The sequence below is a fragment of the Rheinheimera sp. B2H12 genome (assembly GCF_059620065.1).
On the sequence record NZ_CM184363.1, the window covers coordinates 985,118 to 1,006,384 of the forward strand.

Annotated in this window: 20 protein-coding genes; 14 read left to right on the forward strand and 6 right to left on the reverse strand. The window is 49.6% G+C overall.

Translation table 11 applies throughout. From position 1 onward, the window contains the following. Positions 1-178: 178 nt before the first annotated feature. A complete protein-coding gene (glf, locus tag AC53GJ_RS04400) occupies positions 179-1,330 on the forward strand; it encodes a UDP-galactopyranose mutase (protein WP_496731325.1) in 1,152 nt (383 codons plus the stop codon). Positions 1,331-1,339: 9 nt separating this feature from the next. Further along, positions 1,340-2,152: a DUF707 domain-containing protein gene (locus tag AC53GJ_RS04405; RefSeq protein WP_496731326.1), complete on the forward strand. Its 813-nt coding sequence runs from the start codon at positions 1,340-1,342 to the stop codon at positions 2,150-2,152. Between the two features lie 104 nt (positions 2,153-2,256). Here AC53GJ_RS04405 and accC read toward each other — a convergent pair whose 3' ends face one another. The 4 genes from accC to AC53GJ_RS04425 all read right to left on the reverse strand — a co-directional run bounded on the left by accC (position 2,257) and on the right by AC53GJ_RS04425 (position 6,700). Continuing rightward, on the reverse strand, positions 2,257-3,600 hold the full coding sequence (gene accC / locus AC53GJ_RS04410) for an acetyl-CoA carboxylase biotin carboxylase subunit (RefSeq protein WP_496731327.1): 1,344 nt from the start codon (positions 3,598-3,600) through the stop codon (positions 2,257-2,259). 16 nt (positions 3,601-3,616) lie between these two features. After that, the gene (gene accB, locus AC53GJ_RS04415) at positions 3,617-4,066 is read right to left on the reverse strand and encodes an acetyl-CoA carboxylase biotin carboxyl carrier protein (protein WP_496731328.1); all 450 of its coding nucleotides are present in this window, start codon (positions 4,064-4,066) and stop codon (positions 3,617-3,619) included. Positions 4,067-4,140: 74 nt separating this feature from the next. Then, positions 4,141-4,596 (reverse strand): type II 3-dehydroquinate dehydratase, encoded by a 456-nt coding sequence (gene aroQ, locus AC53GJ_RS04420; protein ID WP_496731329.1) that lies wholly within the window; start codon positions 4,594-4,596, stop codon positions 4,141-4,143. 286 nt (positions 4,597-4,882) lie between these two features. Continuing rightward, the gene (locus tag AC53GJ_RS04425; protein WP_496731330.1) at positions 4,883-6,700 is read right to left on the reverse strand and encodes a protein-disulfide reductase DsbD; all 1,818 of its coding nucleotides are present in this window, start codon (positions 6,698-6,700) and stop codon (positions 4,883-4,885) included. Positions 6,701-7,070: 370 nt separating this feature from the next. Between AC53GJ_RS04425 and AC53GJ_RS04430 the strand changes: the two genes are divergently transcribed. The 4 genes from AC53GJ_RS04430 to AC53GJ_RS04445 all read left to right on the forward strand — a co-directional run bounded on the left by AC53GJ_RS04430 (position 7,071) and on the right by AC53GJ_RS04445 (position 12,154). Next, positions 7,071-7,361, forward strand: coding sequence for a co-chaperone GroES (locus AC53GJ_RS04430; protein ID WP_496731331.1), 291 nt, complete (start codon positions 7,071-7,073; stop codon positions 7,359-7,361). Positions 7,362-7,418: 57 nt separating this feature from the next. Next, on the forward strand, positions 7,419-9,056 hold the full coding sequence (gene groL, locus AC53GJ_RS04435) for a chaperonin GroEL (protein WP_496731332.1): 1,638 nt from the start codon (positions 7,419-7,421) through the stop codon (positions 9,054-9,056). A gap of 1,080 nt (positions 9,057-10,136) precedes the next feature. After that, on the forward strand, positions 10,137-11,798 hold the full coding sequence (gene ltrA / locus AC53GJ_RS04440; protein ID WP_496731333.1) for a group II intron reverse transcriptase/maturase: 1,662 nt from the start codon (positions 10,137-10,139) through the stop codon (positions 11,796-11,798). Positions 11,799-11,851: 53 nt separating this feature from the next. Further along, a complete protein-coding gene (locus tag AC53GJ_RS04445) occupies positions 11,852-12,154 on the forward strand; it encodes an Ea8.5 family phage-derived protein (protein WP_496731334.1) in 303 nt (100 codons plus the stop codon). Between the two features lie 985 nt (positions 12,155-13,139). On the opposite strand, the gene AC53GJ_RS04450 is transcribed toward AC53GJ_RS04445, so the two are convergent. Beyond that, positions 13,140-13,472, reverse strand: a complete 333-nt coding sequence (locus AC53GJ_RS04450) for a hypothetical protein (protein WP_496731335.1) — start codon at positions 13,470-13,472, stop codon at positions 13,140-13,142. A gap of 412 nt (positions 13,473-13,884) precedes the next feature. On the opposite strand from AC53GJ_RS04450, the gene AC53GJ_RS04455 reads away from it, so the two are divergent. Genes AC53GJ_RS04455 through AC53GJ_RS04465 form a run of 3 tightly spaced genes read left to right on the forward strand, consistent with a single transcriptional unit; the run spans position 13,885 to position 17,672 of the window. Further along, complete coding sequence (locus AC53GJ_RS04455) at positions 13,885-14,469, forward strand: aspartyl/asparaginyl beta-hydroxylase domain-containing protein (protein WP_496731336.1); 585 nt, start codon at positions 13,885-13,887, stop codon at positions 14,467-14,469. Further along, positions 14,450-16,501 carry a phytanoyl-CoA dioxygenase family protein gene (locus AC53GJ_RS04460; protein WP_496731337.1) on the forward strand — a complete coding sequence of 684 codons (2,052 nt, stop codon included), beginning with the start codon at positions 14,450-14,452 and terminating at the stop codon, positions 16,499-16,501. Before AC53GJ_RS04455 ends, AC53GJ_RS04460 begins: the two co-directional genes overlap by 20 nt. Next, positions 16,494-17,672, forward strand: coding sequence for a sulfotransferase (locus AC53GJ_RS04465; RefSeq protein WP_496731338.1), 1,179 nt, complete (start codon positions 16,494-16,496; stop codon positions 17,670-17,672). Before AC53GJ_RS04460 ends, AC53GJ_RS04465 begins: the two co-directional genes overlap by 8 nt. A gap of 26 nt (positions 17,673-17,698) precedes the next feature. Here the strand turns inward: AC53GJ_RS04465 and AC53GJ_RS04470 are convergent, their stop codons facing one another. Further along, positions 17,699-18,511 carry a hypothetical protein gene (locus AC53GJ_RS04470; protein ID WP_496731339.1) on the reverse strand — a complete coding sequence of 271 codons (813 nt, stop codon included), beginning with the start codon at positions 18,509-18,511 and terminating at the stop codon, positions 17,699-17,701. A 135-nt stretch (positions 18,512-18,646) separates the two neighbouring features. Here AC53GJ_RS04470 and AC53GJ_RS04475 point away from each other — a divergent pair, with 135 nt between their 5' ends. The 5 genes from AC53GJ_RS04475 (at position 18,647) to AC53GJ_RS04495 (ending at position 21,233) form a co-directional block, all read left to right on the forward strand. Beyond that, complete coding sequence (locus AC53GJ_RS04475; protein WP_496732761.1) at positions 18,647-19,156, forward strand: GNAT family N-acetyltransferase; 510 nt, start codon at positions 18,647-18,649, stop codon at positions 19,154-19,156. Between the two features lie 85 nt (positions 19,157-19,241). Further along, positions 19,242-19,559 carry a DUF6916 family protein gene (locus AC53GJ_RS04480; RefSeq protein WP_496731340.1) on the forward strand — a complete coding sequence of 106 codons (318 nt, stop codon included), beginning with the start codon at positions 19,242-19,244 and terminating at the stop codon, positions 19,557-19,559. Between the two features lie 41 nt (positions 19,560-19,600). Further along, a complete protein-coding gene (locus AC53GJ_RS04485) occupies positions 19,601-20,146 on the forward strand; it encodes a phage tail protein (RefSeq protein ID WP_496731341.1) in 546 nt (181 codons plus the stop codon). 11 nt (positions 20,147-20,157) lie between these two features. After that, on the forward strand, positions 20,158-20,676 hold the full coding sequence (locus AC53GJ_RS04490; RefSeq protein ID WP_496731342.1) for a phage tail protein: 519 nt from the start codon (positions 20,158-20,160) through the stop codon (positions 20,674-20,676). After that, on the forward strand, positions 20,643-21,233 hold the full coding sequence (locus AC53GJ_RS04495) for a phage tail protein (protein WP_496731343.1): 591 nt from the start codon (positions 20,643-20,645) through the stop codon (positions 21,231-21,233). The genes AC53GJ_RS04490 and AC53GJ_RS04495 overlap by 34 nt, the downstream gene beginning before the upstream one ends. Positions 21,234-21,267 lie beyond the last annotated feature (34 nt).

Genomic DNA, 21,267 nt, shown 5'->3' on the forward strand with positions numbered 1-21,267 from the left:
TAAGCTCCGCGGTTGTGTTACGGATTTGCAACAGTCGCAGGCGTTGAAGCGGTAAGAACCGGCCCCGCAACCGGCAGTTTTTCAAGCGTTTGCGCTGTTGTACCCATTAGACTCGCTGGTGCAGCCTTTACTGGCTAGTGTAGAATAACAACTTTATTCAACCTGAAAAGGCTGCTTTATGTCGAAAATTATTGGTATTGCAGGAGCTGGATTTTCTGGCGCAGTGATTGCAAACGAGCTGGCCAAAGCTGGTTATCGGGTTGTGGTATTTGAACCTCGCGCGCACATCGGTGGTAACTGCTATTCCAGTCGCGACGAAGCCAGCGGTATTATGGTACATCATTTCGGTCCGCATATTTTTCACACCGATAAACAGCATGTCTGGGATTATGTCACGGCACTGAGTGAGTTTAAGCCTTATATCAACCGGGTGAAGACCACCACTGGCGGTCGGGTGTTTTCGCTGCCAATCAACTTGCATACCATTAACCAGTTTTATCAGAAAACTTTTTCACCGTTAGAAGCGGCTGAATTTATCAAATTACAAGGCGATCAGAGCATTGCTGAGCCTGAATCTTTTGAACAACAAGCACTGAAGTTTGTTGGTCAGGATCTGTATGAAGCCTTTTTTAAAGGTTATACCCTGAAACAATGGGGACGGAGTCCAACTGAACTGCCAGCTTCAATTCTGAAGCGGTTACCGGTGCGGTTTAACTACGATGATAACTATTTTAATCATCCGTATCAGGGCATGCCGGTCGAAGGCTACACCCCACTGATTGCGAAGTTACTGGACCATCCATTGATTGAAGTCCGGTTAGGCGAAAAATTACAATCCAGTCAGGTGTCTGATTTTCATCATGTGTTTTATTCGGGTCCGCTGGATGCTTTTTTTGATTTCCGACTCGGCCGGCTTGGTTATCGCACTCTTGATTTTAAAGAAATTCGCGCCGAAGGTGACTATCAGGGCTGTGCTGTGATGAATTATGGCGATCAGTCCATACCTTATACCCGCATCTCAGAGCATAAACATTTTACCCCTTGGGAACAGCATCAGGCGACAGTGTGTTTTGCTGAATACAGCCGCGAAGCTGAGCCGGAAGATACGCCTTATTACCCAGTGCGGTTGGTGGCGGAAAAAGCCTTGTTGCAAAATTATGTTGCACTGGCCACTGAGCAGCAACAGGTCACTTTTGTCGGACGACTGGGTACTTATCGTTATCTGGATATGGACGTTACTATTGATGAAGCGCTGCAGACTGCGGTGGCATTTTTACAAGCTGAGCAAGCACAGCAGGTGCTGCCATCTTTTGTTATCAACCCGTTATAGGCAGACAAAATGAAACGATATTTAGTAATTGGACGGGTTGGTGATCGTTCATTGCACCCACATTGGTTGCAAGGTGCGACGCCGAATTTTGATCTTTATTTAAGTTATTTCGGCGATGAAGCAGATAAATACCGGTCACAGGCTCAGTATTATGAGCAGGTCAAAGGTGGGAAATGGCCAGTGTTGCACCGTATTGTCGCCGAAAACCCAGAGCTTATCAGTCAGTATGATGCGGTCTGGATGCCGGATGATGATTTGCTGGCTGATGCTGCTTCCATCAACCGGATGTTTGCGTTATTTGAAGGCTTGTCGCTTGATTTGGCACAACCTGCATTAAGTCATGACTCTTATTACTCGCACGCCAGCCTGTTACAAGTGCCTGATTCTGTGGTGCGTTACTGTAATTTTGTTGAAGTCATGGCGCCAGTGTTTTCTAAACTGGCAATGACACAGCTGCAGCACAGTTTTGGCCAGAGTCCATCGGGCTGGGGGCTGGATAATTTATGGCCCCATTTACTGGGCAATCAAACCAAACGGCAAATCGCAGTGATTGATGCTGTGACCGTGGTCCATACCCGGCCTGTGGGTGGTGAACTGTATAAACTAAACCCGGAATTATCACCGGCGCGGGACATTGAAAAATTAATGACTTTGTATCCGCAGTTTAATATCCATCGCCGTACCCACAAGAATAAATTCCGGGTGTTTTTCCAGGCAATTCTGAAAGAATACAATACTGATTTTAAAGCTTTTTTTGCTGGGAAAGTGCAGCGAATCCGCAATAAACAACGCGGTAAAAACAGTAAAAAATACGGTAGTTAATGGCGCCAGCTAAGCTGAACAGCCTGCGAGTCATAGCGCGAGTTGGTCTTGAGCAGACAATAAAGAAAAATCACGGCTGCAGTCAACTGCAGCCGTGATTAACATTACTTCATCCCCAGTTTGTGCTCCAGGTAATGAATATTGGTGCCACCTTTATTGAAGTTGACGTCGGTCATAATGTCCTTGTGCAAGTCAATATTGGTTTTGATGCCACCGACCAGTAATTCACTTAACGCATTGCGCATCCGGGCAATCGCGATTTCACGGTTTTCACCATAAGTGATCAGCTTGCCAACCATCGAATCATAGTTTGGCGGTACTGTATAATCGGCATAAATATGCGAATCCCAGCGCACACCATTGCCACCTGGTGGGTGGAAGCGGGTGATAGTACCCGGAGATGGAATAAAGGTTTTCGCATCTTCAGCGTTAATCCGGCATTCCACCGCATGACCGCGAATGACGATATCGGATTGTTTGATTGACAGTGGCATGCCTGAAGCGATGCGTAACTGCTCTTTAATCAAATCAACGCCGGTGATCATTTCAGTGACCGGATGCTCTACCTGAATACGGGTGTTCATCTCGATAAAGAAGAATTCACCGTTTTCATACAGGAATTCAAAAGTACCGGCACCGCGATAGTTCAGATCGATACAAGCCTGCACACAACGGCCACCAATAAAGTCGCGTTGCTGTTGGGTAATGCCAGGCGCTGGCGCTTCTTCCACCACTTTTTGGTGGCGACGCTGCATTGAACAGTCACGCTCGCCTAAGTGGATGGCTTTACCTTGACCATCAGCCAACACCTGGATTTCGATATGACGTGGGTTTTCCAGGAATTTTTCCATGTAAACCATGTCGTTACCAAAAGCAGCTTTAGCTTCAGCTTTGGTCATCTCAATCGATGATACCAGTTCGTCTTCGTTACGAACCACACGCATGCCACGACCACCACCACCACCGGCGGCTTTGACGATAATCGGATAACCGATGCGTTTGGCAATAACTTTGTTAACGTCCGCATCGTCACCGACGGCGCCGTCTGAACCAGGGACACAAGGTACACCGGCTTTTTTCATCGCTTCGATGGCGGAGACTTTATCACCCATCAGGCTGATAGATTCCGGTCTTGGGCCAATGAAAATCAGGCCACTTTCTTCGACTTGCTGGGCAAAATCGGCCCGTTCAGCTAAAAAGCCATAGCCTGGGTGAATGGCTTGGGCATTGGTCACTTCGGCAGCTGCAATCAGCGCCGGGATATTCAAATAACTTTGTGGTGATGGCGCCGGGCCAATACAGATGGTCTCGTCAGCCAGCAACACATGTTTCAAATTTCGGTCGACAGTGGAGTGCACTGCAACAGTTTTAATACCGAGTTCTTTGCAGGCGCGTAAAATACGCAGTGCAATTTCTCCCCGGTTGGCAATCAGCACTTTTTCTAACATGGGTCGGCCTTTTGAATTATTCGATCACAAATAAAGGCTGGTCAAATTCAACCGGCTCGCCGTTCTCAACCAGAATGGCTGTGATGGTGCCTGCTTTGTCCGACTGGATCTGGTTCATCATTTTCATCGCTTCAACGATACACAGAGTATCGCCGACTTTGACGCTTTGACCCACTTCGACGAAGTTTTTCGAGGTTGGTGAAGCGGCGCGGTAGAAAGAGCCGACCATGGGTGAACGCAACTGGTGACCCGTGACCACTGGTGCTGCTGGTGCAGCTGCCGCTGCGGCAGGCGCTGCTGCAACTGGGGCTGGTTGTGGGGCCGCTTGATAGTGTACTGGTGCATATTGTTGTACCGGGCCGCCGCGGCTGATACGAACCGATTCTTCACCTTCGGTGATTTCCAGTTCGTTAATACCTGATTCTTCCAGAAGCTCGATCAGTTTTTTAATTTTTCTAATATCCATGACGATGTCGCCTAACTTAGTTGAAATATGGGTTTATGATCTTGGTTGTTTTACAAAAAACTTTAATGGTTGCATCAGGCTGGTTGCGGCCTTAATGCGGATACTGCGGCTTGCAGTGCGAAGTGATAACCCTGAGTACCCAGGCCACAGATCACGCCAGTCGCAATATCAGATAAATAAGAATGCCGACGAAATGCTTCACGCGCATGTACGTTCGACAAGTGCACTTCAATAAAAGGTATCGCCACAGCCAATAAGGCATCGCGGATCGCAATACTGGTGTGGGTATAAGCGCCCGGATTAATCAGAATATAATCCTGTTGGCCCAAAGCTTGCTGAATAGCGGTTACCAGCTCATGTTCAGCATTGGTTTGCAAATGGGTCAATTCAACTTGCAAATCAGTGGCATGTTGCTGCAGTTTGGTGACGACTTCAGGCAAGGTCTGAGTGCCATAAATATGTGGCTCCCGTTGTCCAAGCATATTCAGGTTGGGGCCATTCAGAAGCAAAATTCGTAAAACTGTTGCCATTTGTCGCCTGTTCCGTTGAAGTTCTATCATCTGCAGTTATCTTGCAAAGCCTTGGTTTTTATCTTGCCAAATGCTGGTGAAAAAAGCATCTTTTTCCGTTCAGCTGCAGCTGACATTGCACAGTTGCCGCTTATTATAGAGAAATCGCAGCAAATGGCAGCAAAATACTGGTCTTATCAGCAGAGCGGAACTTTTTGTCAGCTTCGAAGTCGTCTACAGCCATTGGCAGCAAAAAAAACGCCAGAAGCTGAGTTCTGGCGCTCTGCAGGGCAGTGGGCAGTCCTGGTTAACCCGGGTTCAGCGCTGCCAGATGGGCCTGAAATTGGGCTGGCGGCATAAAGCCTGTGACGCGGGATTTGGTCAATTCGTTGCCATTTGGTGCAAAAAACAACAAAGTTGGCAGGCCGAGCACATTAAATTTATCCAAGACCTGTTGATCTTCGACGGTCGCTTTTGTGACATCGATCCGCAGTAAGCGGATTTTGGCCATTTCGGTTTTAACGCCGGCATCAGCAAAAGTAATGTGTTCAAACTCCTTACAGGCCACACACCATTCGGCAAATAAATCCAGCATCACATACTGATTAGCAGCCTGAGCTGCGGCCAACTCAGTCTCGAGCTCAGCGAGCGTTTTAATATCAATAAATTTGCCGGCAGTGGCTGACGGTGCTGAACTCACTACCGGTTGCGGGGCTGGCCACCAAAAACGTTGGTTCAGCAGTAAAGTTCCAGCCACCAGCAAGGTGGCCAATAGCCAGGTGACTGATCGCCACAGCGGTCGCTGTAATTGTTGCTGGGTCTGGTGCAAAAACAAGGCAAATGTCAGCAGTAATAAACTCAGCAGGATCATCAGCACCTGATCCGGCAGGATGCGTTCCAGTAGCACCAGCGGTACTGATAACAGCAGAAAACCAAATAAGGCTTTGATCCTGTCCATCCAGGCGCCTGGTTTTGGTAAAAATTTGCCGCCGGTGGCGCCCAGTAGCAATAACGGCAGGCCCATACCTAAGCTCAGCACATACAATACCAGGGCGCCATAGGCCAAATCACCACTTTGCGCTATGTACAACAAGACGCCGGTTAATGGTGCTGTCGTACAAGGCGATGCGACTAAACCCGACAAGGCCCCCATCAACAATGCGCTGCCGAGACGCCCCCCTTGTTGTTGATTGCTGACCTGATTGACCTTTTGCTGCCAGCTCGCCGGTAATTGCAATTGGAAGACGCCAAACATCGCCAGTGCCAGCAACACAAAGAGTACACTGATGCCAGTCAGCACCCATGGATGCTGAAAATAAGCCTGAAATTGCACGCCAGCGCTGGCGACCACCAGTCCAAGCAGTGAATAAGTAATGGCCATCCCCTGCACATAGGCCAAAGACAAACTAAAAGCCCGCCCCGTACTTAACTGTTGGCCCTGACCGACAATAATGCTGGTCAGGATCGGGTACATCGGAAAAACACAGGGAGTAAAGGCCAATCCCAGCCCCAACAGGAAAAATAACCCCAAAGTCCAGAAACTGCGATCCTGATTTAACCGCTGTGCCAGCTCGGTTTGTTGTGACACTGGAGCTTCGCTACCGGCATTGGAATTGTTGCTGTTGTCTGTGGTTTGCGGCTCAGTTGCCAGTTGTTCGGAACTGATGGGCTCTGCTGTCGTGTTACTGGCCGCTAATGGCGACAACGGAATTTCTACCGTGGTCACCGGATAACATAAACCCGCTTCTGCACAGCCCTGATAACGGATTTTTAAGCTGGCATCAGCATCTATGTTGGCCAGTGGCACAGTAAAGACCAGTTGGTGCCGGTAAATTTCGGTCTGGCCAAAATATTCGTCCTGATACGGCATGCCCGGTGGATATTGTGGGTGGGAAAAATTCACCGCCACCCCGGCGATTTTGAATTTATCTTTATACAGATAATAACCATCCGCAATTTGCCAGCTCAGTTTTAGCTGATTACCCTGCTGGGCAAAATCAACCTGAAACGCCTGCTCAACCGGTAAAAACTGTGGCTGATTACCTAATTTACTTAAAATATCATTAGCTTGCAGTGAAAAGCTGCTCAGCAATAACAGCAAAAAACCACCCAGAATTCGTAACATCAGTAAAATTATCCTTGTTGTTGAAAACGCGGCCTGAATCTGTCAGCCCGCACTGTATGGCCCTCAGTCAGGCTGAACAAAACAGTCGCTTTACGCAAAGCGCTTGGTGTTGGCTCAACTCCCGAGCAAAATCAACTTCAGAGCATGGTTGCATGCTGCCACAATGTAAGGTTTCAGCCAATCGAAACAGGCTGTTGCCTGAAAAGACCGGTCGGAGCAGTACTGCCTTTCAGCGACGGCTGGATTTTTCGCGTCAGACAGATTTTTTTCTGCGACCCCTTGGTTTTTTTTCGGCGTTGCCCCATATAGCTGTCACAACAAATTTAACGTCAACGTTAAAATCCAAACCAAGCTTTAGGAGAAATTAAGCATGAATATTCGTCCATTACACGACCGCGTGATCATTAAACGCCTGGAAGCAGAAAGCAAATCGGCTGGTGGTATTGTACTGACCGGCGCTTCTGCTGAAAAATCAACCCGGGGCGAAGTGGTAGCTGTGGGCAACGGCCGGATCCTTGAAAACGGTACTGTGCGTCCATTAGAAGTAAAAGTGGGCGACAAAGTGATCTTCGGTGCTTATGTTGAACGCAGCGAAAAAATTGATGGCCAAGAATATGTCATCACTAAAGAAGACAATATTTTAGGCGTGATCACTGAATAATTTCAGCACCCTGCATTTCACACATTGATTTGATAAAAATTTTCGAGGAATTTTAGAATGGCTGCAAAAGACGTACGTTTTGGTGATGAAGCCCGTAACAAGATGCTTAAAGGCGTCAACATCCTGGCAAATGCGGTTCGTGTGACTTTAGGTCCAAAAGGCCGTAACGTGATTCTGGACAAATCTTTTGGTGCGCCGTTGATCACCAAAGACGGTGTATCTGTTGCCAAAGAAATCGAGCTGGAAGACAAGTTCGAAAACATGGGCGCCCAAATGGTGAAAGAAGTTGCTTCTAAAGCCAATGACGAAGCCGGTGACGGTACCACGACTGCCACAGTACTGGCGCAGAACATCATCAACGAAGGCGTGAAAGCTGTTGCTGCCGGTATGAATCCAATGGATTTAAAACGTGGTATCGATAAAGCGGTGATCGCAGCTGTGGCTGAATTAAAAACTTTATCTCAGCCATGTGCTGACACCAAAGCTATTGCTCAGGTCGGTACTATCTCTGCTAACTCTGACGATGAAATTGGTCAAATCATTGCCAATGCCATGGACAAAGTCGGCAAAGAAGGCGTGATCACTGTTGAAGAAGGTCAGGGTCTGGCTAACGAGCTGGCCGTGGTTGAAGGCATGCAGTTTGACCGCGGTTACCTGTCTCCATACTTCATCAACAACGCTGAAGCCGGCCAGGTTGAGCTTGATAATCCATTCATTCTGACTGTTGATAAGAAAATCAGCAACATCCGTGAATTGTTACCGGTGTTAGAAGGCGTGGCCAAGTCTGGCAAGCCATTGCTGATCATCGCTGAAGACTTAGAAGGCGAAGCTTTAGCCACGCTGGTTGTCAACAACATGCGCGGTATCGTGAAAGTTTCTGCGGTGAAAGCACCAGGTTTCGGTGACCGTCGTAAAGCCATGCTGCAAGATATTGCGGTATTAACTGGCGGTGTGGTGATTTCGGAAGAAATTGGTCTGGAACTGGAAAAAGCAACCTTAGAAGATTTAGGGACTGCCAAACGCGTGGTGATCACCAAAGACAACACCACCATTATTGATGGTGCTGGTGAGCAAGCTGCCATTGATGGTCGCGTCAAGCAAATCCGTCAGCAAGTGGAAGATGCCACTTCTGATTACGACAAAGAAAAACTGCAAGAGCGTCTGGCCAAGTTAGCTGGCGGTGTTGCAGTGATTAAAGTGGGCGCTGCCACTGAAATCGAAATGAAAGAGAAAAAACACCGCGTTGAAGATGCGCTGCATGCAACCCGTGCTGCCGTTGAAGAAGGCGTGGTGCCTGGCGGTGGTGTGGCGCTGGTCCGTGTCGCCGCTAAACTGGTTGACCTGCGTGGTATCAACGAAGATCAAAACCATGGTATCAAAATTGCGCTGCGTGCGATGGAAGCACCACTGCGTCAGATCGTCGACAACGCCGGTGATGAGCCGTCAGTGGTTGTCAACAACGTCAAAGCTGGCGAAGGTAACTATGGTTACAACGCTGCGACTGGCGTGTACGGCGACATGCTGGAAATGGGGATCCTGGATCCAACCAAAGTGACCCGTTCAGCACTGCAATTTGCCGCCTCTGTCGGTTCACTGATGATCACCACTGAAGCCATGGTGACAGAACTGCCGAAGAAAGATGCTCCAGCTATGCCTGATATGGGCGGCATGGGTGGTATGGGCGGCATGATGTAATGCGACGAGAGTCGCGGAGGTCGCTATCCTCGCGGGGTTACACCGATAGTGTACACTAACTTAGCTTAGTGTACACCCACCCGCAAACATAGTAGTCGAAAAAATCCGTTGGTCGGATTCACCCAATCCGATCAGCGGCATTCCTTCGGGAGTGTTTCGCCTGATTGCATTGGATGGAATCAGCTTGAAGAAATAGGCGCTAGTTTGCAGCCTGCAATTCATTTGGCTAAGCCAAAAGTCCCGCGCTGGTCCAGGCGACGACTTTAAACATAGAAAAATTCGGCGACTTCGGTCAGCCGGCAAAACGCTATGCGAGGTTTACGCCGTCAAGCCTGCCATTTCTGGCACGACTAAACGGTTCATGACACTACTGAGCGACGCTCCGGCGTAAGCTATTGTAGTTATTGTCTCAACTTTTCCGGCTGATACAGCGGTTGAGTAGCGAGACCTGTTATACGGCTAACAGTAGCCTAGGGATAGTGCGATGCTGGTAACGGCGTGGTGCAAAGCTTCCTGACAATGTACCTCTGCGCAAGCAGTGCCTTAACCTGTGAGGGTGGGTATAGCACACGAACAATACGTGAGCTGGGGGCTAGGCTGGGTAATATGGTTAACATATGTGAACTGCTGATAAATACCGTCAACCGCACTGAGCGAAAGATTGTTGTTACGCTCTGACCAAAAGGTACGTGGCTGGTTATTCCTCTTACATCTGGGAATACGCCGTTTTCAGGCCACCGGTGGATAGGCAGAACCTAAGTTACTCGTGTAACTACAATGGAACTCGGTAAGCCCGATTGTTCGCCTTGTTTGCGCAAGGCAGGGGATCCGTAAGGAAAACTGTTGGACAAGCGGGTAAAGGATGTCTGACCAAGCGAAGGCTGCGCTGTAATGGCGTGGATAGGGGTTCAAACTTTGCCCTGACCCGAAAGGGTGCCAAATTCAGACTGGTCTTTAATCGTGTGAAGACGTGGCAAGCCGTCTTAAGCACAACTCCCACTGGGGAAAGATAATATCTTCCCCGTGGGGGAGGTGTGTCTTCTCTTCTGCGTGGGGGTAACGCAACAGGAGAAAAGCAAGATGAGTACGGTGATGAAAATGGCCATACCTGCGTTCTCCCACCCAGCGCAAAGTTGGCATACCATTGACTGGTATCTGATGCAGCGACAGGTGAGAGGGCTACAAGTACGGATCGCGAAGGCGACGAAACAGCAACAGTGGCGCAGGGTGAAAGCTCTGCAACGGATGCTGGTGCGCTCGTTTGCTGCCAAGGCATTGGCAGTCAGGCGGGTCACGGAAAACCGGGGCAAAAGGACGTCCGGTGTTGATGGGGAGTTGTGGGGGACGCCTGAGTTGAAATGGCAGGCTATTACAAGGTTACAACGGCAAGGCTATCAGCCAAAACCGTTACGTCGGGTTTATATTCCAAAGGCCAACGGCAAACGCCGTCCCTTAGGGATACCAACGATGCTGGACCGCGCGATGCAGGCTCTATACCTGTTGGCGTTAGAACCGGTGTCGGAAACTACGGCCGACCGCAATAGTTATGGCTTTCGCCCAATAAGGTCCACGGCTGATGCGATAGAGCAATGCTTCGTCAATTTAAGCCGCAAAAGCTCGGCAGAGTGGGTACTGGAAGGGGACATCAAAGGTTGCTTCGACAACATCAGTCACAACTGGTTGCTTGCCAACGTACCGTTGGATAAACAAGTGCTCAGACGTTGGCTGAAGGCGGGGTATCTGGAGTCCGGTAGTTTATTTGCAACCGAAGCCGGTACGCCACAAGGGGGTATTATTTCGCCTGTGTTAGCCAATTTGGCACTTGATGGTTTGGAAGCGGTGTTAGAAAGCCATTTTGGCCAGAAAAACACTAAAGCCAGCTACAAGACCAAGGTCAACTATGTGCGGTACGCGGATGACTTTGTGATTACCGGTATCTCGAAAGAGCTGCTGGAACATGAAGTAAAACCTCTGGTCGAGGCCTTTATGGCTGAACGGGGGCTGACGCTATCGCCGGAGAAAACGCTGATCACCCATGTGGAGGATGGCTTCGACTTTTTGGGGCAGAATATTCGTAAGTACAACGGCAAACTGTTGATAAAGCCAAGCCGGAAGAACTTGCGTAATTTGCTACAGAAAGTAAAAGGCATAATTTCGGGGAACAAAACCGTGACGGCGGGTTTGTTGGTATCACTGCTCAATCCTGTTCTGCGGGGCTGGGCAAACTACCATCGACACATTGTTGCGAAAGAGACCTTTAATTATGTCGACTATCGGGTTTGGAAAATGCTGTGGAAGTGGTGTCGCAGGCGGCATAAAAACCGTCGTTACCGCTGGGTTAAAGAGAAATATTTTAAGTCAGTGGGCACCCGCAACTGGGTGTTTTCCGGCGAAGGGGCAGATAAGCAAATGTATCGGCTCTTTTACTGCAATGACACGCCGATAAAGCGGCATATTAAGATTAGGGCAGAAGCCAATCCGTATGATTTGGCCGACGAGGAATACTTTGAGAAGCGGCTTGAGCGCACTTGGAGAGACTCAATGGCTGGACAACGGAAAGTGCTTTACCTCTGGCTACGGCAGCAGAAATGCTGTCCGGTATGCCGGTTCCCGATTACCAAGGAAACGGAATGGCATATTCACCATATCGTGGAAAAGGTAAAAGGCGGATCGGATGAGCTGGATAACCTAGTTTTGCTGCACCCTAATTGCCATCGGCAATTGCATAGTGTTTCGATATAGACAATTATCGCTTTTATGCCTATGTTGATTATTTCTCGAAGGAGGAGTTTTAAATGGGGACAACGAAGAGATATATGGAAAATAGAGAACACCAACATGCTGTTGCGATAGGAATTGCCGTTGAGGCTGGAGTTCTGGAGCGATGTGATATTCATGACGGCATTGTTTTCAATATCGGGGGTGAAATCGAAGAAGCCTATCGATTAGGAAACACAAAGTTTAGTCGTGGCCAACTAGATGGTGCTTTTGAGTCTAGAAGGGACATGACTGATGCAATCAAGGAGGTTGTAGAGTCACCAGATCATGCAAATGATCGTTGTGAGGCTTGCTTTGATGCTATGCATGGAGATGACTAGTCCGAGGTAGTCGCTGGTCGGTACTTAGGTATTGGCTTATAAAGGCTTGAGCCGTATGCGGGGAAACTTGCTTGTACGGTTCTTAGGGGGCGGCGGCGCAGTAATGCGCTGCTGCTACCCGACGTGCGACGAGAGTCGCGAGGTCGCTAACCTAGCAGGCTACACCGTAAGCGGATACTAACGTATCCGCTTCATTCCTGCAAAAATAGTAGTCGAAAAATCCGTTGGTCGGATTCACCCAATCCGATCAGCGGCATTCCTTCGGGAGTGTTTCGCCTGATTGCATTGGATGGAATCAGCTTGAAGAAATAGGCGCTAGTTTGCTGCCTGCAACAGGCTAAGCCACTGTCATCAGTTGATGACCATAGAAGAAAAACGGCGACTTCGGTCAGCCGGCAAAACGCTATGCGAGGTTTACGTCGTCAAGCCTGCCATTTCTGGCACGACTAAAGGGTTCATGACACTACTGAGCGACGCTCCGGCGTAAGCTATTGTAGTTATTGTCTCAACTTTTCCGGCTGATACAGCGGAGCAGTCGCGAGACCTGTTATACGGCTAACAGTAGCCTAGGGATAGTGCGATGCTGGTAACGGCGTGGTGCAAAGCTTCCTGACAATGTACCTCTGCGCAAGCAGTGCCTTAACCTGTGAGGGTGGGTATAGCACACGAACAATACGTGAGCTGGGGGCTAGGCTGGGCTATAGGGTTAACGTAAGTGAACTGCTGATAAAGCAACTATGACCAGAGCTCACAACAATTGCTGACTTGTGACTGCAATAATAGCTGCAAAGTGGTTTAACTTTGCATGATGTAGCACAATGAAGCCGTTGACCTAAGATGACGGTCTTAGTATCAGCATCAGCGCAGCAGAACGTTTGCCAAGAAGATTTACAAGCTATTCAACGCCCTATCGACAAACAGAACTGGTCAAGTTGCATTGATGCAGAATTGTTCGCCATACAGGGCCTGGAGGCGGGATGACGTATTAGCAATTGATTGGACCCGTACAAACGTAGTTTGTGTCCCACGCATTCGGGTAAATATTGCAACTCTTTGAATAGTTGACTGTTACAGTAGTCTGCGCGTGATAGGCGGCAATGAGGCTGGACTGAGTCGCCTTGAAATGCAACTGGTCGCTGTTAATGGCATAACGACCTGTATCATTACACCCCCCCGCTGGGTTGCCTTCTAGTTTAAAGATAAAAACTTCCTTGCCTGCAATGCTGGCTGGAACAAAGCCGACAATTTTTGCGACCTGCATATCTGCCATCGCTGACACCGAAAGAATGGCAAGCAGCGACCATCTATATTTTTTCATCTTTTGAATTCCTTTATTGTTAACTCTGAATACGCCAGCAACAAACTACTCGCGGATTGACGTCTTGGTGGTCGCATGCCACGCGTGGCTTGTAGTGTCTTCACTTGGGGACTGTGCTGTCATTGACACATTTGCGCCGGAATGCCAAAAACATCACATATTGTCGCTCCATGACGCCAATTGTTGGTATTACTTTTCATTGACCTAACGGCTTATTCTGCGATAAAACCAGCCTTGTCGCAACAATTCGGCAAATCCATCAAAATCCCCCATGGAAGCACTTTTGCTCTTGCAAACTATTGTCATTAAACACAGCGTCGTAGAGCAGCATCTTGTGCACAAGAACAAAATTTGCTCTGTCCCATTTTTATCTGCTACATTTCTGGCAATAGTTTTTGTACAGGTCAACCGGATGACTGCAGTATCTTTTTCTTTGTTATCAACAATTTCCAACTTGAATGCGTTACAACAGGAAATGCAATTGCTGCTACAGCAAGCCTGGCATGCTCATGTCAATCAACGGGATTATCAGGGTGGTTGGGATGTATTACCGCTTCGTTGCGCTGCTGAATACCTACATAGCCACACTGTGTTACAAAGCTTTGCTATCGCCGGCGTCACGGCCTGGCAGGATTTGCCGTTGCTCAGCCAGTGTCCGGCGTTACAGGCCTGGCTGCATAGCCTGCCCTGGTCAGTGAAATCAGTTCGCCTGATGCGGTTGCATGCCGGCGCTCTGATTAAACCGCATCGCGATCATGGTTTATGCCTGGAGCAAGGTGAAGCCCGTTTACATCTGCCGTTGCAAACCCACCCTGAATTACGGTTTTATGTCAATGAACAACAAGTGCCGATGCAGGCTGGTGAACTTTGGTATATCAATGCTGATCAAACGCATTGGGTAGAAAATAACGGCCAGCAGGACAGAATTAATCTGGTGCTGGATTGCGCAGTCAACGCTGTATTGCAGGAGCAAGTTTATGCCGGTCGCCAGTACTGAATCCAATGTGTTATCTTCCGCTCCCGCCAACTCTCCTGTGAATGCTGCACTCAGCTTCAGTCAGTTGCAACAATTCGCACTGCAGTTACTGGCCTGTACTGCTGCGGGATCGACCCGGCAGTTGATCCAGCCCTGGCTGGAGCGGCTCTGCCAGCAAGTCGGCCTGGAGCTGCATCCGCCGTTATTTATTGATGCAGATGCCACTATCACGGCATTTGGCAAAGCGGTGTCGCCGACGACGGCGGCGCAGTGCGCGGAAGATCCGGAGCGGAGCCGGGTATTTATCCAGGGCATTTTTGCAGCCATTCGCGATCGCCTCGCCAAACAGCCGGATCGACCTGTGCTGTTGCTGTATGCCGGTACCGGCCCCTTGGGCTGGCTGATGCTGCCTTTACTGGCATTATTCAGCGCCCGTCAGTTACAAGTCACGGCGCTGGATATTCATCCACAATCACTGGCGTCTTTTCGCCAACTGGCTGCTTTGTTTGGCGTTTCTGATCGGATCTGCCAATGGGTTTGTGCGGATGCGACGGTCTGGCAGCCTGAAACCGGTCGCCATTTTGATTTGATCCTGTCAGAAACCATGAAACATTTGCTGCAGCAAGAACCGCAAGTGCAAATTTTCACCCATCTACAGCAATTTCTGCGGGCGGATGGTGAACTGTTACCACAACAGATCAATTTGGCGGCGGCGTTGCAATGGCACACTGACGCCGGGCTACAGACGGCCTTGTTAGGGCCGTTATTTAGCCTGAACCGGCAGACCGCGGCGCAATTGGCTGCAGGTGATCGCAGCATGTTGCAAGGACGCTTACAGCTACCGCAGTTTGAAGCTGGCATGCTGAACTTAAAGCTCACCACCGACATTCAGATCTATCAGCACTACCAGTTGCAGCAAGAACAATCACAACTGACCTTATCTCGCTATAAAACCAATCTGCGGTTGCTGCCGGGTTCAAGCCTGAGTTTTCAGTATCAGCAAGGCGAATATCCGGATTTTCACTTTGAGTTTCAGACGCAGCAACCAGAATTGGTCAGCAGTGCCGATGTCTCCGTGATACCACTGTGGCATTTGCAGCGCTGCTGGCAAAAAGTGCAACTGAAAATGTACCGGGAACTACCCAATAACGCTTATGCTGAAGAATGGCAACTGGACCGCGCAGTACTGGATTTGGCAGGGATTGGGCTTGAACCCGGACTGACGGCGTTGCATCAGTGCCATCGCTTGAGCGATTTGCAAGCCTTTGTCCAGAGCCGAGGGTTATCGGAGGCGCACATCCAGCAGATCAACCAACAATTGCAGCAACTAGCCAGCGGTTTGCAGACGGCCAGTCCGTTACCGGCCCCGCTGAATGCTGAACAACTGGCGTTTTGGCAACAGCATGGCTATCTGGTGGTGCCCGGGGTGTTAACGGCGGCACAATGCGCTGCCAGCCGTGCTGCGATCTGGCAACATTTACAGGCCGATCCATTGGAACCCGCCAGTTGGTACCTGCAGGGCGATAAAATGAAAAAAATTATGCTGCAACTGTTTCGCCATCCGGCGCTGGACCAGAATCGGCAAATTCCATTGATCCGACAGATTTTCCAGCAATTGTGGCAGCGCCATGATTTGGCCATGAGCACAGATCGGGTTAGTTTTAATCCGCCGGAAACTGCCGACTGGCAATTTCCGGGGCCCCAGATGCATTGGGATCTGCCACTGACATTACCTGTGCCTTTTGGCACTCAGGGCATGATTTATCTGACCGATACCACGGCTGAGCAAGGCGCTTTTTGTTGTGTACCGGGTTTTCATTTACAAATCAGTGACTGGTTGCGGCAACAACCTGAACCAGACCCAATACTGCTGCAGATGCAGCGCTGGTCTGACTGGCCGGTACAAGCTATTGCTGCCAGGGCTGGTGATTTGATTATCTGGCATCATGCGCTGCCGCATGGTCCCAGTGCCAATAAAGCCAGTTTGCCTCGGATGGTGCAGTACATTAATTGTTATCCGCTGAATATGGCAACTGTGGCTGACTATGACTGAACCAGCAACTGAACTGGACGCCAGTTTGCGGCAACAGCGCTATCGACAATTATTGCAACAAGCTGATGGGTTACGGCAATTGACGCAGGCCAGTAGTCTCGATGACTTTTGCGCCGTGCTGGCGGCTGCGTTGCAATGGCCGGCGTTGTCGGTTGAAGTCATGCTGGCGTTTTTGCAGCAACAGAATCAGCTGTACCTAGAGCCCGAATTAGTGTTATTCAGCAAGCTCTGGCAACCGGCCACTTATCGTCGCAAAGATCAGAGTATCAGCTGGCTACCGGCTTGGCGCCGGCTCAGTCAGCCATTTTATCTGGATGATTTGCAATTGGCTGGCCAGTCGCTGCTGGCGCAACTAATTAAACCTGTCAGCCGGCTGGTGGATCTGTTGCCACAACGGCAATTATTGCCGATAGTCGAACCAGATCTGCTGATTTTTCACTGGTCGCGTTGCGGCTCTACGTTGCTGTCGGGCAGCCTTGGCTTGGCTACTGAGGTCAAGGTTTTATCCGAATCCATGTTAATCAGCGACATGTTGCTGGACCCTCATTGGCCAGCGGCCGCCCAGCCTGAGTTATTGCAGTTAATGATCAGGTTGCAGGGCCAATTTCGGCATGCTGAAACTAAACTCGCGGTGAAATGTAATGCCTGGGATCTGCAGGACTGGCCTTTGTGGTTACAGGTATTTCCAAAGGCCAGGGTGATCTGTCTGGGGCGGGAACCTGACCGAATTCTGGCTTCGCATCAGCGGCTTAGCGGCCGACAAATGGTATATTTGCAGCCGTCGGTCTGGCGTGACTCATCTTTACTCAGTCCGGCCTTACCACGACTGACTGGACGTATACAGGTGATGCAAAGCCTGATGCAACATTCAGCGGCTTTACTGGCCACAGGGCGGGCGCATTGGCTGGATTATTCGCAGCTGATGCAGTTAAGTCCAGAGCGGATCGCCGCTTGGCTCGGCCTGCAGCTGGATCAGCAGCAACAGGCACGTTGGCTGGCTTTTTGGCAAACCGATGCCAAACAAGCCGTGCCGGCAGATACAGCATCAAAGCTGCAATTTCAGCCCAGTGTGCAGCATGCTGCTGAAGTCTTTAGCGCCGCTGAGCTGCTGTTGATCCATCAGCAACTGGCGGCTCCTTATCTGGCGCTGCAAGTAAAGTACAGCGTTTGAAGTTGTTAGCTAAGGGGGCGTTTTGCTCAGTCGCACTGCAGTGGTGTCGCGCCGAAATAAATGTCACCGAATGGCAATGGCGCATATCCCAACTGCTTGATCAGGGCATTGGCCTGTTGCAACCAGGCCTGGTGTTGGCTTAGTTGTGGAAATTCCAGTGGAACCGTTAACATGCTGCCGCCGAACTGGTCGACAGCGGCTGGTATCACTGCGGCAGCCTCAGTTGCCGGCAGCGCAAAAAACTGTTGGATTTTCGTCAGCCCCTCGTTGCTGAACAGTGCATTGAATGACAGCGTCAACCAGTCACTGGCGGGCCAGTCTTGTTGTAATTGCCAGGCATAAGCCTGTAGCTCCAGCCAGTAACACAGATTTTTTTCCGCTGGTTGCAGTGTTGGCCACAGCGCCTGCACCATCTTCAACTGATCCTGGCTGGCATCCGGCAGATAAAAATTTTTCAGCGGAATATAGTCAAATAACGGCGGCACAAAGGCATTTAGCTTTAATAACGAGCGCACTGTCGAAAGTGGCTCACGGTGCAGATGCAGGATTTTCACCGGCCCGGTGAGCTGCTGGCGGAACCAGTACAGGTGACGCCAGCACGGAAAACCGGTTTCAATATAAGACCGGCCAGTATCCAGTTGTTGCTGGATCTGCTGCAGGTGCTGCTGGATCAGCTCAGCATTATGTTGCAGGGGGAAAGTCGCGGCATTTAAATCTGGCCGGTATTGAAAATGTAGTGGTTCATGTTCGACCCGTGCCTGCGGCAATTGTTGTCGCAACAATTCGGTTAGCCACTGGGTGCCACAGCGGCCGGTTGATAACACAAAATATGCACTCATCAGCTGTCCTTGTCTTCATTGATTTTTTATCACAGATTTATCAGCAAATATCAGCCTGATTTGGCTGGAAATAAATTTCACTCAGTTCTAGCTTGTATCTCAAAATATAACAAGATGGAGTTTGCCATAGTGGAGATGTTTCAACTGCCTGACGGTTTAAGAGTTCGCCCTGCCACAGCCAGTGACCAGTTATTTCTGGCACAGCTGTTTGAATCCACCCGCCAAGATCTATACCTGATTGATCAGAGTGCAGAAGCCACCGCAGAATTGATGGATTTGCAATTTCGCGCTCAGACTCAGGGCTATGGTCAGCAGTTTCCGAATGCGATGTATTTTGTCATTGAAAAACATAGTGCAGCCATTGGCAAAGTGACGTTGGATTTTGGCAGCAATGAAATCCGTTTAGTGGATATTGCCCTGTTGCCTAAAGCCAGAGGTCAGGGGTTTGCAGCCTCTGTCGTGCAATCGCTGCAACTGGCCGCCAGTAAAGTGGGCACGCCAATGACGCTGACAGTCCTGAGCCAGAATTTACCTGCAAAACAGCTGTACGCCAGACTTGGCTTTCAGCCCGCCGACCTCAGCCCACCTTATGAACAATGGATTTGGTATCCGCCAGCGATGCGCAGCATCGTGATGGCCAGTTAAAGTTCAGTTTGTGACAGCGAAGTCTGTGCAATTTGCCACCATCTTGCTCTGGCCTTGCCAGGGCAAAGCACCACAGAGGTAGACCATGGAAGCATTTAATTTTGCCAATCTGCAGTCGTTGCTCGGCGAACAAATCGAAGTCAGCGATGCCCTGGCGCAGAAAACCCGGATGAAATTAGTCGCCGTTACCCAACCAGCCTGGCAACACCACAATTTCGCTACTTTTTCCGTCGAGCTGGAACAGGCTGAATCCGGCTTGTATTTCCCCTGCGGTAATTACCAGTTAAGCCATCAGGGCTTTGGGGCTGTGGTGTTATATCTGTCACAGATTGCCGCAGATCGTTATCAGATAGTTGTCAGTCGCGCCGTCACACCTGAGCAGCCGCAGCTACAAGCTGGCTGAAAGGGTCGTGATGTCATCTCACTTACAAGGAGCACGTTGTTATGTCTAATCCTTACGTTGGCGAAGTCAGAATGTTTGCTTTTGCCTTTACGCCGAGAAACTGGGCCAGATGTATTGGCCAAACGATGGCAATTCAGCAAAACGCTGCCCTCTATTCATTACTGGGGGTGCAGTATGGGGGCAATGGTAGTACCAATTTTAACCTACCGGATTATCGCGGCCGGACTCCGCTTGGCCGCACCACTACCGGAACGGGGCAACCTGCCGGCTCACCTAATTACACCAATGGCAACATCGGTGGTACTGAAAATGTGACCTTGACACAAGCACAAATACCATCACACACGCATGGGCTATTTGGTGTAACGACCAATGGCACGAAAGTGTCGCCTGTGAGCAATGCTTTTGCCACGCCGCAACCTGCGGGTGGTAACTTTTATGTGCCCTCTAATGATGTTAGTAAAGTGGAGCTGAATGCGGCCACAGTAGCAATTTCAGGTGGGAATCAACCACATAATAATATGCAACCAAGTTTGGTGGTGCAGTTTGCCATTGCCTTAGTCGGCATCTACCCATCCCGCAATTAAGGAGCTATACCATGGATGCATATGTAGGAGAGATTCGAATTTTTGCCGGCAATTTTGCCCCGGTCAACTGGTCATTCTGTGATGGTCAATTGCTGGCAATCCAAGACTATCAGGCATTGTTTGCGTTAATTGGTACTACTTATGGTGGGAACGGCAGTACCACTTTTGGTAAACCTGATCTGCGCGGGCGTTTACCGATTGGCGACCAACAAGGGACAGGTTTAAGTAACAGGGTGATGGGACAGGCGATAGGTAATGAGACTGTAACCTTAACAGAAACGCAATTGCCGGCGCATCAGCATCAAGTGACGGTTTCGACGACTGCTGCTAATTTGAGTAATGTTACAGCAAACCTGATTGGCGGTGGTTTGCATTATGTCAGTGCCACCGAAACTAGTTTTACAGAAGGGGCGATGGAGGCAGGGACTATAGGTGCAACAGGCGGCAATGCTGCACATAACAATATGATGCCCTATTTAGTGCTGAATTTTATTATTTGCCTCAATGGCATATTCCCATCGCGCAATTAACAGCAGGAGGTCTTATGTCAGATGCATTTATCGGTGAAGTTCGTTTATTTCCATATACTTATACTCCGATGTATTTCGGGGCCTGTAATGGAGCTTTGGTTAATGTTCAGCAGTATCAGGCATTATTTGCCGTCATTGGCAACACTTTTGGCGGCAACGCCCAAACTACCTTTGGTCTGCCTAATTTACAGGGCAGAGCAGCCATGTCTGCGGGAACGGGTGGCGGGCTCAGTCCGCGAAATTTCGCTGCAGTTGGCGGTGACTTAACGGTCAGCTTAAACCTGACGCAAATTCCGGCGCATAGTCATCAATTGATGGCGCGGATACCCACAGATGCGACAAAAGTAACGGATGCAGCAAGCAATGCATATCTGAGCAGGGCGAAAGGGACAGGCGGCGGGGCGTTGCAGGCTTTTAATGATGTGACAACGCCGAATGTGACGATGGCACAAGCACTGTCATCAACGGGGGGGGCAGCGGCACATCCCAACACTCAGCCTTATGCGGTGATTGGTTTTTGCATCGCGTTAGAAGGGGTATTTCCTTCTCGCAATTAAGTTGTGCTGCAATGGTCATGGCACCTTGCCAGCA